Source organism: Streptomyces sp. BBFR102 (assembly GCF_051397025.1).
Taxonomy (GTDB): domain Bacteria; phylum Actinomycetota; class Actinomycetes; order Streptomycetales; family Streptomycetaceae; genus Streptomyces.
The window spans coordinates 5,731,771-5,748,049 of the sequence record NZ_CP195757.1; the positions used below are offsets into that span (position 1 = coordinate 5,731,771).

Below are 16,279 nucleotides of genomic sequence, written 5' to 3' on the forward strand. Positions count from 1 at the left end.
ACCGCCCGTGCCACGGCTGCGGACCCGCTTCACCGAACTCCTGGCCATCGAGCATCCCGTCGTCCCAGGGCGGCGTGATGCGAGTGGGCCGGGCCGAGCTGGCCGCCGCCGTCCGGCCACTGGTGACCGGTGCGCGGGGGCGCCTCGTCTTCGAGGGCGGCGGCCTCGACGCGGGGATCTGGTCCGTCGGCCCCTCCCAAGGGCTGATCCGCGACGTGGCACCGGCGGGTGAGCTGGTGCGAAGGACCGTCGCCGAGGCACGTGAGGTGATCCACCGCACGGCCGCGCAGTGGGCCTGACCGCCTCCTGAGGCTCCAGCCGGGGAGCGTCCCGCCGTCCAGCTCCGGGACTTCGGGTCTGCTCCTCGGCGCGGCCCGGCAGAGTGCCGTCACACTCGACGAAGCGCACGACGGGGGAGTGCCCTCAGGTGGGTGACGTTGTGAGGCCGCCGGTGAGCAGGCCGTCGGCACAGTCGACCTCCGTGCCCGCGTCCAGCAGCCGTTCGCAGAGGTGGGGACCGGGCAACCCCCGGAGCGCGGGTCGCGGCGGCAGCCGGTCACCGCTCCTGCCCGAGCAGAAGGTGACGACGAAGCCGTCGGCCTTCGGCTTCGCGGCGGAGCGGGAGTGGGAGTAGGTGCGTTCCCCGGTGAGGGTGATGCCCGCGTCGGTGTGCTTCTCGATCTGGAGCTCGGCGTACTCCGCGGCCTGGCTGCCGGGTGCCGCGTAGTAGTGGGCGGGGGCCGCCTCGGGGTCCTGTTCGGCGATGCCGTGCAGGATGGCGCGGGCGTAGTCGTGGGCGTCGCACAGGGCGGCGACCTCGTCTTCCGGGCCTTTGACCTCGTCGAACGCCGCCTTGAGGTCCTGGGGGGAAGCTCATCTCCGGGACCGGGTCGGCGTCGGGGGACTTCGGTGCCCGCGACACGCTCGCGGACCCGGCCGGGGGTGCCTTGCCGCCGTCGCCGTCGCCGTTCCCGCAGCCGGCCAGGAGGAGGGCGGCGGGCAGGGGCAGTACGGCGGCGGACAGCGGGCGGCGCCGGTTCATCGGTCACTCCCGCTCGGCGGTCGGCCGTTCAGGATGGGCGCCGGAGTGGAACACGGGGGCGGGCGGTCGCTGCGGCCCGCCCCCGCTCCTGTCAGCCCTTGCGGCCCGACACCGGCTCCGGAGCCTCCGAGCCCGGGCGGAGGCTGTCCATGAAGGAGCTGACCGAGAAGACCGCGCGGCCCGCGCCGGCCGGGCCGTAGCCGGGAGGCGAGGAGAGGCCGAACTCCTCCATCGTCGCGCGGTAGGAGTCCAGCAGCCGGATGTGGTATTCCAGCGGCGCGCCCAGCGGCTGCGCCTTGCCCAGCGGGGTGGTCGGCTCGGGGCACCAGGTGGTGAAGCGCGGGGTGATGCCGCGCGACATGAAGTAACGCAGCCCCTCGGTGGTCGAGTCGATGGCCTCGGAGATGTCGGTGAAGCCGAACGGCTCGGCCATCTCCACGCCCGCCACGAAGTTGGGGATGACGTTGCGCGCGCCGAAGACCTCCGCCGACTCCAGGATGCGGCGGTGCCACTCGTCCCGGCCGACGTAGCGCTCCTTGCCGGGGCAGTACAGCTCGAAGAGGCGGCGGTCCCACACCTCGTAGTTCGGGTGGTAGATCCGCACGCCGTAGTCGTAGAAGCGCTGTACGTCCTCGCGGGGCAGCGCCTGCGCGACGACCTTGCCGATCCAGCGGCCGGGGAAGCGGTCCTCGATGGCCTTGGCGTACTGCCCGTAGAAGTCCGCCTCGTCCTTCCCCTGGACCTGCGAGGTGATCGAACCGCCGGTGAGTGTGTACGCGGTCGAGGCGCGCGCCGTGTCGTACTTGTCGATGATCTCCAGCGCCTCCAGCACCTCCTCGACCGGCTTGACGCCGGTGTAGGGGCGGCCGGCCGCCTTGTGCTGGCGCCAGTTGTGGTTGATGTCGCAGTACTGGCACTCCTCCTTGGCGCCGAAGTACTGGCAGACCCGGAAGACCGTCAGGTAGACCAGGTAGCCCCACTGGATGGTGGGCGCCACCTCCATCACCGACTTGCCGTTGGCCAGTGTGTGCCGGTAGTAGTCCGGCATCGGGGGCAGGCCCACGTCGGCGATCCGCCGCCCCTCCAGGTACAGGCCCAGCACGCCGTCCGCGTCGGCCGCCACCCGGTACGGCGAGGACGGGTTGACGCGGACCGAGACGACGGTGCGCCGCAGCTCGTACGGTCCGCCGGTGAGGACGATCTCCTCCGGCGGGCGGCGCAGTGCGGCCTCGCCCAGCTCCGGGAGGGTGCCGTGGTCGAAGGAGAAGATGAAGTACGACTTCGGCTTGACCTCGCCGCCCTCGTTGTCGCTGAGGGCGGACGGGTCGAAGGCCATGCCGCCGCGCAGCAGGTCCTCCTTGATGACCGCTTCCCGTGGTACGTGGGGGTACCGCTCCATGAGCTGTTCGACCAGCTCGGTGCGTCGGGTCTCGGTCGGGCTCGTCATGTGGGTGCTCCTCGGGTCGGACGGTCCGGGCGGCGGCAGGACGCTGCCCGGACCCACGGTAATGCGGACGTAACGCCTCTGGACCGGCCGGGGTCAGGGTTCGATGAGACCGGCTCTGATCGCGTACCTGGTCAGCTCCAGCCGGTCGCGCAGGCCGAGCTTGTGGAGCAGGTTGGCGCGGTGGCGCTCGACCGTCTTCACGCTGATCACCAGCATGTCGGCGATCTCCTTCGACGAGTGGCCCTCGGCGACGAGCTTCAGGATCTCCTCCTCGCGGTCGGTGATGGCCTTCGGCGGCAGTTCCCCGCCGTCCTTGGCCCGCTCCAGGTAGTTGCGGATCAGCGCGGTGATCGCCCCGGGGTACAGGAACGGCTCGTCGCGCATGGCCGCGCGGCACGCCTCCACCAGGTCCCGGTCGGCCACCGACTTCAGCACGTACCCCGCCGCACCCGCCTTCAGCGCCTCGAAGAAGTACTGCTCGTTGTCGTACATGGTGAGGATGAGGATGCGCAGCTGCGGCTGGAGGCGGGTCAGCTCCCGGGCCGCCTGCAGGCCGGTCAGCCGGGGCATGGCGATGTCCAGGATGGCGAGGTCCGGCTGTTCGGCGCGGGCCAGCTCGATGGCCTCGGCGCCGTCGCCCGCCTCGCCCACCACGGTCAGGTCGGGCTCGTTGTCGAGGATCAGCCGCACGCCGCGGCGGACCAGCGCGTGGTCGTCGGCGAGCAGGATGCGGGTCTTGGGTGACTCGGACATGATCACGGGCTTCCGTCGCTGGTGTCGGGGCGTGCGGGGCCGGTCGGGTCGTCGGCGCCGGCTGCGGGTGCGGGTGCGGTCGCCGGGCCCGGCTCGGCGGTGGCCGGCAGGCGGACCGGAACGGTCAGCCGGATCTCGGTCCCGCCGCCCGGCCCGCTCCCGACCCGCAGTGCGGCGCCGATCAGCAGGGCGCGCTCGCGCATCCCGCGCAGTCCGGCGCCCTCGGTACTGTCGCCCACGCCCCGGCCGTCATCGCTGATGCAGAGCTCCACCCCGCGCCGGGACCTGGCGAGCCGCAGCTCCAGGCGGGAGGCTCCGGCGTGCCGGACGGTGTTGGTGAACGCCTCCTGGGCGACCCTGTAGACCACCAGCTCGGCCTCCCGTCCGAGCTGCGGCAGACCGGGCTCCAGATGGTGCCGGATGACCAGGCCGTCCGGTGCGGGGGTCTCGGTCGTCAGCGACTTCAGGGCGCTGGCCAGGCCCAGCTCCTCCAGGACGCCGGGCCGCAGCCGTCGGGCGATACGTCGGATCTCGTCCAGGCTGCCCCGGGTGATCTCCTGCACGGTGTGCAGCTCGTCCCGGACCGGCCCGGGTGCCTGGTCGGCCACCCGCTTCAGCTCCAGCAGGACGGCGGTCAGGGTCTGGCCCACCTCGTCGTGGAGCTCCCGCGCGATCCGGTGCCGCTCGTCCTCCTGTGCGGAGAGGGCGCGGGCGCTGGAGGCGGCGCGTTCCGCCTCCAGCCGGTCGAGCATGGTGTTGAAGGTGCGGATCAGATCGGCGATCTCGCCGTGCCCCACCACCTCGGTACGGGGGACCGGCCGCAGCAGGTCGATCGTGGTCATCGCCCGCGTCACCCGCTGGAGCGGCGCCAGGCCGATCCGCAGCATCGCCGCGTTGGCGGTGAGCATGAAGGCGATCCCGCCGGTGAGGATCAGCGCCTCGGTCAGCAGCACCGGGGTGGAGACGGTGATCGGGCCCAGCAGCAGCAGCGCGGCCGCCGCCACCAGTACCGCGGCGTTCAGCAGGAAGATCCGCCAGAACAACGACAGGGCCGGCCGGCGCCCCTCGTTCCTGTCATGCGTCACGTCACTCGTACCCTTCCGGTTCGTGCCCCCACTATCGCCCGTCCGCGCCCCGGCCGGGCCAGGGGGCCCCAAGCGCGCCGAGGCGGCACCCGCGCGCGGACGGTGGGGCGCGCAGGGAGGGGCTCCGCACCTCGCCCCGGTGGGTGCTGGCACCCAGAGGCCCGAGGCTCCACCCGTGCCGTCTACACGTTGCACACCTGCGGAAATGGGTGCCAGACCCGATGGCCCCCCGGCCCCGCGCGGACGATCATGGAGGCCGGACCTGCTCCCTCTCGACCGGGAGCGGTCCGGTCAGGCACCGGACCGCTCCCGGCAGGGCGGCGAGGTTCGGCCGAGGGCCCGGACGTGCGAGTGACGGTGCACGGAGTCCGGCGAACCGCGGCCGCGAGGAGCCGGGCGGCGCGGGCAGGCGCCCCCGGCAGCTGGACGGGCCCGGCGGCCCCCCGGACGCGAAGTCCGGCGGAGGGCGGCCAGGGGCGAGCGGGGAGGAGCTTCGATGGCACACGACATGACCCACGACGCGCGGCTGCGCGCACTGGAGGACGCCCTGCGCGCGCAGGACCCCCGCTTCAGCGCGGCGATGGACGCTGGAGTGCCGTGCGTGCCTCGTGAGTACCGCCGGGGCCGGGCGTGGCTGCTGCTCCTGGCGGGTCTGAGCGCCCTCGGTGTCGGCATCGGGATCGGGCACGGCCTGCTCCTCGCCACCGGCCTGGTCGTGGCCGGGCTCGCGGCGCACCTCTTCGACCCCGACCGGCCGCGGCCACGAGGTCTGTTCAGTCTCCGCCGGCCTGAGCGGCGGGGCTGACCCCGCCCGAGCCGTACGCGGTTCCCGGGCGCCTGGAGGCCACGGCCGGACGGCGGGTGACGGGGTGTCGGCCGATGCCGGCCGGTCGCCCCGCTCGCGGCATTTCCCCGCCGTCTTTCTCACCTTTTAGCCCTATTTGTTTCCTTTGTTAATTTTTCCCTGCGCTACAATCCTTTACCGAGTCATTGCGCCCTGTTGGTGCGCGATTGCACATTTCGGGAGGGCCATTTTCCCCAGGGGAATCGACGGTCCTTTTCCATGGCACGGCAAGGGGGGATCATGAGGTGCGCCAGTCACCACCTCGCGCCGCCACTCGCCGTCGACGCCCCCTGTGCCCCGTGTCCTCCCAGGTCGCACCGGGTGGACAACGCGCCACGCGACAGCGTTCCGGAATTCTGCGGCGACCCGGCGCGTACCGGTTATTGACGCAGCGTCGCCCCTGACCGCGCGTGCCATCGGCGCGCCCGGCCCCCCGAATGCGGAAACGTTCCGAGGAATACGGAGCTGACGTGTTCTGACCACCGCGGGTGATACACAATCCCCTTCGGACACGCCGACGTGGCGTCCTGTCAGGATGCTTCGGCCGCTTCCGCGATCCGTCACCCGCACCTCGTCTGGAGCCCGCCATGGAGCCCACCGCCCACACCCGCCGTACCGCCCTGCCCGGCGTCGGTACCCGCTTCGACCTGGAGACGGAGGCGGGTCGTCACCTCTCCGTCGTCGTCCACCACGACGGCCGTCGCATCCTCGCCTTCCACGACCCCGAGGACGACGACAACTGCCGCGACGCGGCCCCGCTCGAACCCCACGAGGCGGCCGCCCTCGTTCCGCTGCTCACCCCTGACCCCGTCGCTCACCTCCAGCACAGGGAGATCGACCTGGTCACCGAGCACATCCCCGTCACCAAGCGCTCTCCGTACGCCGGCCGCACCCTCGGCGACACCCAGGCCCGTGCCCGGACCGGTGCCTCCATCGTCGCCGTGCTGCGCCGCACCGCCGCCGTGCCCTCGCCCACCCCCGACTTCCGCTTCGCGATCGGCGACAGCCTCGTCGTCGTCGGGACCCGCGAAGGCGTGGACGCCGTCGCCGAACTGATCACCGGAGGATAGAAGCCCGTGCACAACACCACTGCCATGCTCATCGAACTCGGGGCGATCATCCTCGCCCTCGGGATTCTCGGACGCCTCGCGGGGCGGGTGGGCTTCTCTCCGATCCCCCTCTACCTCCTGGCCGGGCTCGCCTTCGGCCAAGGGGGGATTCTGCCGCTGCAGGCCAGTGAGGAGTTCGTCGCCACGGGGGCGGAGATCGGGGTGATCCTGCTCCTGCTCCTGCTCGGCCTGGAGTACAGCGCCTCGGAACTGGTCACCAACCTGAAGACGCAGTACCCGTCAGGCGCCGTCGACTTCGCCCTCAACGCACTGCCCGGCGCGGCCGCCGCGCTGCTGCTCGGCTGGGGGCCCGTCGCCGCCGTCGCGCTGGCCGGCGTCACCTGGATCTCCTCCTCCGGTGTCATCGCCAAGGTCCTCGGCGACCTCGGCAGGCTCGGCAACCGGGAGACGCCGGTGATCCTCGGCATCCTGGTCATCGAGGACCTGGCGATGGCGGTCTACCTGCCGATCCTCACCGCCCTGCTGGCCGGCGTCAGCTTCGCGGGCGGCAGCGTCACCCTGCTCATCTCACTCGGCACGGTCGGCGCCGTCCTGTACGTCGCCCTGCGGCACGGCCGCCTGATCAGCCGCGCCGTCTCCTCGGACAACGCCGAGATGCTGCTCCTGGTCGTGCTCGGCCTGACCCTCCTGGTCGCCGGCATCGCCCAGGAACTCCAGGTCTCCGCCGCGGTCGGCGCCTTCCTCGTCGGCATCGCCCTCTCCGGCGAGGTCGCCGAGGGCGCGAGCAGTCTCCTCACCCCGCTGCGCGACCTGTTCGCCGCCGTCTTCTTCGTCTTCTTCGGCCTGAGCACCGACCCGGCCGCGATCCCGCCGGTCATCGTGCCCGCGCTGATCCTCGCCGTCGTCACCACCCTCAGCAAGATCGGCACCGGCTACTACGCCGCCCGCCGGGCGGGCATCAAGCCCGCCGGCCGCTGGCGCGCGGGCGGCACCCTGGTCGCCCGGGGCGAGTTCTCCATCGTGATCGCCGGTCTCGCCGTCGGTGTGGAGCCGCGCATCGGCCCGCTCGCCACCGCGTACGTGCTGATCCTGGTCATCGTCGGCCCGCTCGCCGCCCGCTGGACCGAGCCGATCGCGCGTCGCCTCTCGCCCGCCCGCAAGCCCGGCGCCCCGCTCCCGGACCCGGCGGCCCCCGCCGGCGCGGACGCGCCCGGCTACGCCGCGGCCGACGCCGGGACGGCGGTCGCCGTCACCTCGGACCAGGCCCCCGAGGCCGCCCAGGACACCGCCCGCACCAGCGGCTGAACCTCCGGCGCACCGGCGCCGCATCCCGGGCCCGGCCTGCCGCGCGCAGGCCGGGCCCGCGGCGTTCGCGAGGGTCCGCGTGTGGGCCCGGAGCGCGTTGACGGACCGTCCGGCCGCCCTCACGCTGGTGCCGCCTCGCGCGCCGGCCCCTGCGGGGCCTGGTGCCACGCGTCCGAGGCCCTGCTCCAGCAGGCCCGCAGCCGCGGCTTCCGGGTGGCCCCGGGCCGGGCCGCCCCGACCGCGGGGCCCGAGTCGACCACCGCTCCTCACGCCTCGGTTCCGCCTTCACCCGTGACACCTGACCCGCGACCCCGCACGGGCTCGCTCCCCTCGGCCTGCCAGGGGCCGAGAGGGGGGGGCGGGCCCGGCGCGTTCCGGCGCGGCAGGGGCGGCCGAAGGCGGGGGAGGGGCGCTCCTGTCGCGTCACCCTTGACGCGCACGTGACGGCCTGTATGGTCTAGTCCAAGTGGGAATTCCCCTATGGCGGAAGCTCTTTGGCGTTCGCGTGCGCATGGGGAATTGCCACCGGCCTTGCACTTCCAGGTCCCCACACCCGTTGCCGGAGAAGCGTGCCAGGGATTCCCCCCACGAATCAGGCGCACGGAACCGGACGAAGTGAAGGAGTTTCTCCATGCGTGGTCTCAAGAAGCGCGCCGCATTCGTCGGTGCGATCGTCGCCCCCGCCCTCGCACTCAGCCTCCCGGCCGGTACGGCCAGTGCCCACGGCTACATCTCCGACCCGCCGAGCCGCCAGGCGCAGTGCGCCGCCGGCACCGTCGACTGCGGGGACATCAAGTACGAGCCGCAGTCGGTGGAAGGCCCCAAGGGGCTCAGCTCGTGCAGCGGCGGCAACTCCCGCTTCTCGGAGCTCGACGACGACTCCAAGGGCTGGACGGTGACCCCGGTCTCCTCCCGTACCACCTTCGAGTGGAAGCTGACCGTCCAGCACGCGACCAGCACCTGGGAGTACTACGCGGGCGGCCGGAAGATCGCCGAGTTCGACGACGGCGGCGCCAGGCCCGGGGCCACCGTCGCCCACCCGGTGGACTTCGGCGGGCTGAAGGGCCACCAGAAGGTGCTCGCCGTCTGGAACATCGCCGACACCGGCAACGCCTTCTACGCCTGCATCGACGTCAACGTCAGCTGACGCGCCGAACCCCGGCCCTCCGTCGCCCACGGCTCGGGGCCGGGCCCTCGGGGCGGGGGCCCTCGCAGGCGCACGCGGCGGACCGGAGACGAACCGGCCGTCGTGGCGAGGCGCCGTACCGTCCGTGAGGTCGTACGCTCACGGCGTGCAACCGCCCCGCACCGGGCTCCTCTCGCCGCCGCGGGCTCTTCTCTCCCCCACGTGATCCCCTGGGCCGCCGCCGAGTGCGGCGGCGGCCGGACCAAGGAGTGACCCATGCGTACCCGTCTGATCGGACTGCTGACCGCGGCCGCATCCGCGCTGACGCTCTCCGTACTGGGCCTCGGGCCCACCGCGCAGGCCGAGCCCCGCGCCGCCGCCGACTTCATCGTCAGTGAGGCGCAGTTCGCATCGATGTTCCCGAACCGGAACGCGTTCTACACCTACTCCGGCCTCACCGACGCCCTCAGCGCCTACCCGGGCTTCACCGGCACCGGCAGCGACACCACGCGCAAGCAGGAGGCAGCGGCCTTCCTCGCCAACGTCAGCCACGAGACGGGCGGCCTCGTCCACATCGTCGAGCAGAACGAGGCGAACTACCCGCACTACTGCGACTCCACCCAGCCCTTCGGCTGCCCCGCGGGCAACGACAAGTACTACGGACGCGGCCCGGTCCAGCTCAGCTGGAACTACAACTACAAGGCCGCGGGCGACGCCCTCGGTATCGATCTGCTGAACAATCCCGATCTCGTGCAGAACAACGCCTCCGTCGCCTGGAAAACCGGTCTGTGGTTCTGGAACACCCAGTCCGGAGCGGGCCGCATGACCCCGCACGACGCCATCGTGAACGGCGCCGGATTCGGCGAGACCATTCGCGCGATCAACGGCAGCATCGAATGCGACGGCGGAAATCCCGGCCAGGTCCAGAGCCGTGTCGATCTCTACAAGAGGTTCGCCGACGTCCTCGGTGTCGAGCCCGGCGGCAACCTCAGCTGCTGACCTCGGCGGCGACGCTCCGTCACGGCCCGCCCGGTGCTCCTCCGCGCCGGGCGGGTCGTCGCGCGCCGGGTCCGGCGAACCGCTGACGGCCGCTCCACGGGCGGCGTAGCGTGGGCCCGCGACCGTCCGCCGGCCGACACGCCCGAGGCCGGGCCCGGACGCGCCCCGCACGGACGAGAGGCACACGGTGACCACCGATCCCGCTCCCGCACAGGACCCCTCCCCGGCCCCCGACGCGTACCGGATGAGGCCCGGCGGGGGATGTCCGCACGCCGACAACGCCGTGCTCCTCGCCCGGGGGCCGGTGGCGCCCGTGGTGCTGCCGGGAGAGATCGCGGGCGTGGCCGTCCTCGGCCACGAGGAACTGCGGGACTTCCTCGCCCACCCCGACGTCGTCAAGGACCCCCGCCACTTCACCGACCTGCGGGAGGGCCGCATCCCCGGCGGCTGGCCGCTGCGGACCTTCGCCACCGTGCCCGGCATGACCACCGCGGACGGCGCCGACCATCGCCGGCTGCGCGGACCGGTCGCCGCCGCCTTCACCCCGCCCCGTGTCGAGGCGCTGCGTCCCCGGATCACCGCACTGGTGGACACCCTGCTCGACGGAGTGGAGGCGGCGGCGCGGGCCGACGGCACCGCCGACCTGCGGCACCTCTTCGCCCTGCCCCTGCCGATGGCCGTCATCGGTGAACTCCTCGGTGTCGACCCGGCCCACCACGGACGCCTGCACGCCCTGTCGGAACGTGTGGTCGCCACCGGCGCCGGACCCGAGGAGACCCTCGCCGCCAACCGCGAACTGGTCGCGCTGCTCGGCGAGGTCGTGGCCGCCCGGGCCGCCGACCCCGGCGACGACCTCGCCAGCGCGCTGATCGCCGCCCGCGACGAGGGCGGCGGCCGGCTCGACACCGCCGAACTCCTCGGCACCCTGCTCCTCATGGTGGTCGCCGGCCACGAGACCACCCTCAACCTCATCACCAACGCCGTGCGCGCCCTCTGCGCCCACCGCGACCAGCTCGGCCTCGTCCTCGGCGGGCACGCCACCTGGGCCCAGGCCGTCGAGGAGACCCTGCGCTGGGACAGCCCGGTCAGCGCCTTCCCCTTCCGCTACGCCAGCCGCGACCTCACCCTCGGGCCGACGGTGATCCCCGCCGGTGTCCCCGTACTCGCCGGCTACTCGGCGGCGGGCCGCGACCCCGCCGCGCACGGGCCCGACGCCGACCGTTTCGACGTCACCCGCACCGGGCCCCGCCACCTCTCGCTCGGCCACGGCCCGCACTACTGCCTCGGCGCACCCCTGGCGCGGCTGGAGGCGACCGTCGCGCTGGAGCGCCTCTTCGGGCGCTTTCCGCAGCTGACCCTCGCCGAAGCGGAGGAGGCGCTGCCACCGACCGCCGGGTTCGTCGGCAACAGCGTCCGGCGCCTCCCCGTCCGCCTGCGCTGAGCGGGCGTCCGCCATCCCCTCAGGACCCGGCGCGCGCCGTGTGGTCCTCGATCGCACGGGCCAGCGGGAGCCAGACGGCCGGGGGCAGCGCATGGCCCAGGCCCGCGATCTCCTCCAGCCGGGCGGCCCCCACCACCTGGCTCAGGTGCGTGGCGTGGTCCGGCGGATAGACCGGGTCGGCCGGTGCGGAGATGACCAGGAACGGGACCTTGTTCCGGGCCAGTTGCGCCGTACGTACCAGACCCGACTGGTCGGCCTGGGCGTGGGCCTGGCTGGCGCGGCTGTGGCCCGTGTGGCGGATGATCCGCCGCTCCTGGTCGCGGAAGAAGGGCTCGTCGAAGGGGATCTGGTCGCCACCCAGCAGCTTCCAGTGGCGCAGCCGGTGTTCGATCTCGGCCGCCTCGTCCCGCTCCTCTAGGGGCCGTGACCACTCCGCGATCAGCCGCGGGTCGACGGGCGGCAGGTCGGCTGGGGTGGCCCGCGTCCCGTCGGCCCTGGTCCACGGCGCCTCGCTGGCCGCGCAGGTGCCGAAGACGGTGGCGCTCAGCAGACGGTCGGGGTGGTCCGCGGCCAGCAGCTGGACCAGGATGCCGCCCAGCGACATGCCGACCACGTGCGCGCGATCCACGCCCAGGCCGTCGAGGACCGCCACCGCGTCCCGGGCCAGGTCGGCCACGGCGTACGGCTGCTCGGCATAGGACCAGGTCGACCTGCCGGTGTCGCGGTGGTCGTAGCGGATCACGCGGTGGCGCTCGGCCAGGCCGTGGACGAGGGGGTCGGGCCAGGCGAGTCCGGAACTGGCCGCGCCCATGACCAGGAGGAGCGCCGGAGCCCGCGGGTCGCCGTACTCCTCGGCCCAGAGGCGGACGCCGGGCGCGGGCTCGATCCAGTGGGTGCGGGGGGAGGTGGGTGCCGGGGTCATGCGAGCTCCTTGGTCAGGACGGGTGGAGGCGCGCCCCACTGCGGTGCGCGACGATACGTATCGTCTCGTTGTGTGGGTGTGCTGTCAACACCCCTTGGCGAAGAGGCGGTCAGGTGGGCTTCCCGGCGCCCTTCTTGCGGGCCATGAAGCTGGCGAACCGCCAGGTCAGGTCCTCGTCGGGTTCCTGGACCAGTTGGGCGGTGACGGTGAAGCCGGCCTCGCGCATCAGTGCCGCCAGGTGGTCCGGGGGCAGGCGATGGGAGGTGTACGACACGGGGTGGCCGCCGTAGGCGCGCGCCGGGCGGCGGTGGGTGCCGGCGCCCACGTGGCCGGCGAGGAGGAGGTGCCCTCCCGGCGCCAGGGTGCGATGGAACTCGGCGAACACCGCGGGGAGGAGTTCCGGCGGTGTGTGGTGCGTCGAGTAGTGGGCCAGGACGCCGCCGAGGGTGTCGTCGCCGATCTTCAGCGCTGTCATGGTGCCCACGGAGAAGCGCAGGCCGGGGTGGGCCTCGCGGGCCAGTTCCACCATTCTCGGCGACACGTCGACGCCGAACGCCGGCACTCCGAGCGCGGCCAGCCGCGCCGTCAGGTGGCCGGGGCCGCAGCCCAGGTCGGCGACCGGGCCGAGGCCGCGGTCCCGGACGACTTCGGCGAAGGCCGTCAGGGTCGCGCGCGACAAGGGGTCCAGCGCGGACGGGTCCGCGACCAGGGAGGCGTAGGCGTCGGCGACGGTGTCGTACGACGTGCGGACGGCGGTGAGGTGGGAGGGCTCGGACATGCGGTGAATCTAGACGGTGCCGCCGGCGGCGTCACTCCCCCGGGGCGGGCCCGCCCCGGGGGAGTGACGGTCAGGCGCGCAGGGCCGCGCGGGCCGTGTCCAGCACCGCGGGCGCCGGGTGGTTGAAAGGCAGCTTGCCCAGCATCGCCGCCATGCCGCAGGTGTTGCTGAGGCCGGAGTAGACCAGGCCGGCCGCCACTCCGGCGCAGAGCAGCCGGGCGCGCGGGGCGCGCCGGCCGAGGGCCAGTCCGGTCAGGACCAGCGAGCCGGCGGCGAAGCGGACCTGCCGGTCCATCGCCCAGACCGCGCGGGCCGGAGCCGGGCCCGGCTCGACCGGCAGCCCGGCGGCGGTCCAGCCGCTGGTGCCGCCCGCGACGCCGGTCGCCGCGATGCCCGCGTCGGACAGTTTGGTGCAGGCGTCGGCGGAGCGGCGGCCCGTGGCGCAGACCACGAACAGCTCGCGTCGCCCGGCGGCGTCCGCCAGTTCGGGCAGGAGTGCCGGAATGCTGTCGAGCGGCAGGTTCACCGCGCCGGGCAGATGCCCGGCGGCGAACTCGCCCGGCGCCCGGACGTCGAGCACGAGCGTCTTCGACGCCTCACGGGCGTGGAGGTCGGCGGGGGAGATGGTCACGGGAGCGTCCTCCTGGAGCGGTGGGGAAGGTGTGCTGCGCGGTGCGGGTCCGCGCCCTCCGGGGCGGAGAGGCCCTCCGGGGCGGGGCGGGGGGGGGGGGGGGGGGGGGGGGGGGGGGGGGGGGGGCGTCCGCGGGTGAAGGTGGCCGCTCGGGGCAGCCTCCTCCTATACCCCCCACCGTATCAAGCGGCGCGGTATTCCTTCCGGCCCCACCTGTCCCCTGCGGTGAGGGTCGCGCCCCCTTCCGGGTGTCGGGCGAGTGCCCCTCTCTGTGCCGCGCCGGTCCTGGGGGGCCGGGCCGCTAGCCTCGCGCCATGAGTGAGATGAGTGAGAACCCCCGCTGGTACACCGTCGTCCTGAAGCCGCAGCTCGCTGACGCCGAGGGGCGTCCGGAGCACGGCTCCCCGATCAGGGAGGCTCGTGTCGAGGCCACCGGCGAGCTCGGCGCCAGCGGGTACCCGCACTACGCCGGCTCCGGTGTCCAGGCCGACATCGACCCGGCCACCGGCATCGTCGAGGCCATCACCGTCGATGGCGGCGAACTCCCGCTCGGGTACGTGGCGCAGGCCCACGAGGGGAAGGCGGCGGGAGGTGACTCCATGGTGCCCGGAGCGTACGAGTTCGAGGCCCCGCGAGGCCCGGAGGGGGAGGGTGGCGGAGCCCATCCCGCGTAGCGCGTGACCGCCGCCACTTCCTTCTGCAACTAGTTGCACAATATCGTGGCCGTCCTCTAGAACTGTCCGTACGACATCGCCGTACGGAGGGCCGCCATGAGCAGCGCCAGTGACTATCCGCACCTGCTGAATCCGCTCGACCTCGGATTCACCACCCTGCGCAACCGCGTGCTCATGGGCTCCATGCACACCGGCCTGGAGGAGGCGCCCGGCGGCATCGACCGGATGGCCGCGTTCTACGCCGCGCGCGCCCGGGGCGGAGTCGGCCTCATGGTCACCGGCGGCATCGCCCCCAACGACCGGGGCCGCTCCGCTGAGGGCGGGGCCCGGCTCACCACCGAGGCCGAGGCCGCCGAGCACCGCGTGATCACCGACGCCGTCCACCGGGAGGGCGGCAGGATAGCCCTCCAGATCCTTCACTTCGGCCGGTACGCCTACCACCAGGACCTCGTCGCCCCCAGCGCGATCCAGGCCCCCATCAATCCCTTCGTGCCGCACGCCCTCACCGGTGACGAGGTCGAGGAGACCATCGAGGACTTCGTCCGGGCCGCGGCCCTCGCCCGCCGGGCCGGGTACGACGGCGTCGAGATCATGGGCTCCGAGGGCTACCTCATCAACGAGTTCATCGCCGCCCGCACCAACCACCGCGAGGACCGTTGGGGCGGCTCCTACGAGAACCGCGTCCGTTTCCCCCTGGAGATCGTCCGCCGGGTCCGCGAGCGCGTCGGCGAGGACTTCATCCTCATCTACCGCCTCTCCATGCTCGACCTCGTCCCCGGCGGCTCCTCGCTCCAGGAGGTCGTCACCCTCGCCAAGCTGATCGAGGAGGCCGGCGCCACCCTCATCAACACCGGCATCGGCTGGCACGAGGCCCGCGTCCCCACGATCGCCACCCAGGTCCCGCGCGCCGCCTTCACCTGGGTCACCCGCGAACTGATGGGCGCGGTGAAGATCCCGCTCGTCACCGGCAACCGCGTCAACACCCCCGAGACCGCAGAGGAGATCCTCGCCGAGGGGCGCGCGGACATGGTCTCCATGGCCCGGCCCTTCCTCGCCGACCCCGACTTCGTCGCCAAGGCCGCGTCCGGGCGGGCCGACGCCATCAACACCTGCATCGGCTGCAACCAGGCTTGCCTCGACCACACCTTCAGCGGCCGGATCAGCAGCTGCCTGGTCAACCCGCGCGCCTGCCACGAGACCGAGCTGGTCCTCGCCCCGACCCGGCTGCGCAGAAGGATCGCCGTGGTCGGCGCCGGGCCCGCCGGGCTCGCCTGCGCCGTCTCCGCGGCCGAGCGCGGCCACGCCGTCACCCTCTTCGACGCCGCCGAGGAGATCGGCGGGCAGCTCAACGCCGCGCGCCGCGTCCCCGGCAAGGAGGAGTTCGACGAGACCGTCCGCTACTTCCGCGTCCAGCTCGCCGAGCAGGGCGTCGACGTGCGGCTCGGCAAGCCCGTCACCGCTGTCGACCTCCCCGAGGACACGTACGACGAGGTGGTCCTCGCCACCGGTGTCACCCCGCGCGTCCCCGCCATCCCCGGGGTCGACCACCCCACCGTCGTCGGCTACCTCGACGTGCTGCGCGACCGCGTCCCGGTCGGCCGCCGCGTCGCCGTGATCGGCGCGGGCGGCATCGGCTTCGACGTCGCCACCCACCTCACCGACAGCGGGGACGGCGCCTCCCGCGACGCCGCCACCTACTTCCGCCACTGGGGCGTCGACACCACGTACGCCACCCCTGGCGGCCTGCGCGACCCCGAACTGCCCGCGACCGCGCGCACCGTCCACCTCATCCAGCGCAAGACCGGCAAGGTCGGCGCCGGGCTCGGCAGGACGACCGGCTGGATTCACCGCACGGAGCTGCGCCACCGGGGCGTCACCACCGTCGCCGGCGCCACCTACGACCGCATCGACGACGAGGGCCTGCACCTCACCGTCGACGGCGAGCAGCGTGTCCTCGCGGTCGACACCGTCGTCCTGTGCGCGGGCCAGGAGCCCCGCCGCGACCTGTACGAGGAGCTGCGCGCGGCGGGCCGCACCCCGCACCTGATCGGCGGCGCCGACGTCGCCGCCGAGCTGGACGCCAAGCGCGCCATCAAGCAGGGCACCGAACTCGCCGCGAGGCTCTGACCGGCGGCGCCCGCCCGCGCCCGGTGCCACCCCGC

General features: G+C 73.3%; 15 protein-coding genes. 9 read left to right on the forward strand and 6 right to left on the reverse strand.

What is annotated here, in order from left to right; all coding sequences use genetic code 11:
* Positions 1-77 precede the first annotated feature (77 nt).
* Positions 78-299, forward strand: coding sequence for a hypothetical protein (locus ACSLIC_RS25445; protein WP_436740028.1), 222 nt, complete (start codon positions 78-80; stop codon positions 297-299).
* Positions 300-1,133: 834 nt separating this feature from the next.
* Here the strand turns inward: ACSLIC_RS25445 and ACSLIC_RS25450 are convergent.
* From ACSLIC_RS25450 to ACSLIC_RS25460, 3 genes are all read right to left on the reverse strand, one after another.
* Positions 1,134-2,489, reverse strand: coding sequence for a radical SAM protein (locus ACSLIC_RS25450; protein ID WP_436740029.1), 1,356 nt, complete (start codon positions 2,487-2,489; stop codon positions 1,134-1,136).
* Positions 2,490-2,582: 93 nt separating this feature from the next.
* The gene (locus ACSLIC_RS25455; protein WP_436740030.1) at positions 2,583-3,242 is read right to left on the reverse strand and encodes a response regulator; all 660 of its coding nucleotides are present in this window, start codon (positions 3,240-3,242) and stop codon (positions 2,583-2,585) included.
* Positions 3,243-3,244: 2 nt separating this feature from the next.
* Positions 3,245-4,291 carry a HAMP domain-containing sensor histidine kinase gene (locus ACSLIC_RS25460; RefSeq protein ID WP_436740481.1) on the reverse strand — a complete coding sequence of 349 codons (1,047 nt, stop codon included), beginning with the start codon at positions 4,289-4,291 and terminating at the stop codon, positions 3,245-3,247.
* A gap of 532 nt (positions 4,292-4,823) precedes the next feature.
* On the opposite strand from ACSLIC_RS25460, the gene ACSLIC_RS25465 reads away from it, so the two are divergent.
* The 6 genes from ACSLIC_RS25465 (at position 4,824) to ACSLIC_RS25490 (ending at position 11,112) form a co-directional block, all read left to right on the forward strand.
* Positions 4,824-5,132, forward strand: coding sequence for a DUF3040 domain-containing protein (locus ACSLIC_RS25465; protein WP_436740031.1), 309 nt, complete (start codon positions 4,824-4,826; stop codon positions 5,130-5,132).
* A 626-nt stretch (positions 5,133-5,758) separates the two neighbouring features.
* Entirely contained in the window at positions 5,759-6,241 is a 483-nt protein-coding gene (locus tag ACSLIC_RS25470; protein ID WP_436740032.1) for a cation:proton antiporter regulatory subunit, read from the forward strand.
* A 6-nt stretch (positions 6,242-6,247) separates the two neighbouring features.
* The gene (locus tag ACSLIC_RS25475; RefSeq protein ID WP_436740033.1) at positions 6,248-7,546 is read left to right on the forward strand and encodes a cation:proton antiporter; all 1,299 of its coding nucleotides are present in this window, start codon (positions 6,248-6,250) and stop codon (positions 7,544-7,546) included.
* A gap of 631 nt (positions 7,547-8,177) precedes the next feature.
* Positions 8,178-8,693, forward strand: a complete 516-nt coding sequence (locus tag ACSLIC_RS25480; RefSeq protein ID WP_436740034.1) for a lytic polysaccharide monooxygenase auxiliary activity family 9 protein — start codon at positions 8,178-8,180, stop codon at positions 8,691-8,693.
* A 255-nt stretch (positions 8,694-8,948) separates the two neighbouring features.
* Positions 8,949-9,671, forward strand: coding sequence for a chitinase (locus ACSLIC_RS25485; RefSeq protein ID WP_436740035.1), 723 nt, complete (start codon positions 8,949-8,951; stop codon positions 9,669-9,671).
* A 187-nt stretch (positions 9,672-9,858) separates the two neighbouring features.
* A complete protein-coding gene (locus ACSLIC_RS25490) occupies positions 9,859-11,112 on the forward strand; it encodes a cytochrome P450 family protein (RefSeq protein ID WP_436740036.1) in 1,254 nt (417 codons plus the stop codon).
* A gap of 19 nt (positions 11,113-11,131) precedes the next feature.
* Here the strand turns inward: ACSLIC_RS25490 and ACSLIC_RS25495 are convergent, their stop codons facing one another.
* From ACSLIC_RS25495 to ACSLIC_RS25505, 3 genes are all read right to left on the reverse strand, one after another.
* On the reverse strand, positions 11,132-12,034 hold the full coding sequence (locus ACSLIC_RS25495) for an alpha/beta fold hydrolase (RefSeq protein WP_436740037.1): 903 nt from the start codon (positions 12,032-12,034) through the stop codon (positions 11,132-11,134).
* A 109-nt stretch (positions 12,035-12,143) separates the two neighbouring features.
* The gene (locus tag ACSLIC_RS25500; protein WP_436740038.1) at positions 12,144-12,812 is read right to left on the reverse strand and encodes a class I SAM-dependent DNA methyltransferase; all 669 of its coding nucleotides are present in this window, start codon (positions 12,810-12,812) and stop codon (positions 12,144-12,146) included.
* 70 nt (positions 12,813-12,882) lie between these two features.
* Complete coding sequence (locus tag ACSLIC_RS25505) at positions 12,883-13,443, reverse strand: rhodanese-like domain-containing protein (RefSeq protein ID WP_436740039.1); 561 nt, start codon at positions 13,441-13,443, stop codon at positions 12,883-12,885.
* A gap of 314 nt (positions 13,444-13,757) precedes the next feature.
* On the opposite strand from ACSLIC_RS25505, the gene ACSLIC_RS25510 reads away from it, so the two are divergent.
* Both ACSLIC_RS25510 and ACSLIC_RS25515 read left to right on the forward strand, forming a co-directional pair.
* The gene (locus ACSLIC_RS25510) at positions 13,758-14,117 is read left to right on the forward strand and encodes a hypothetical protein (RefSeq protein WP_436740040.1); all 360 of its coding nucleotides are present in this window, start codon (positions 13,758-13,760) and stop codon (positions 14,115-14,117) included.
* Between the two features lie 96 nt (positions 14,118-14,213).
* A complete protein-coding gene (locus ACSLIC_RS25515) occupies positions 14,214-16,244 on the forward strand; it encodes an FAD-dependent oxidoreductase (protein WP_436740041.1) in 2,031 nt (676 codons plus the stop codon).
* The last annotated feature ends 35 nt before the right edge of the window (positions 16,245-16,279 follow it).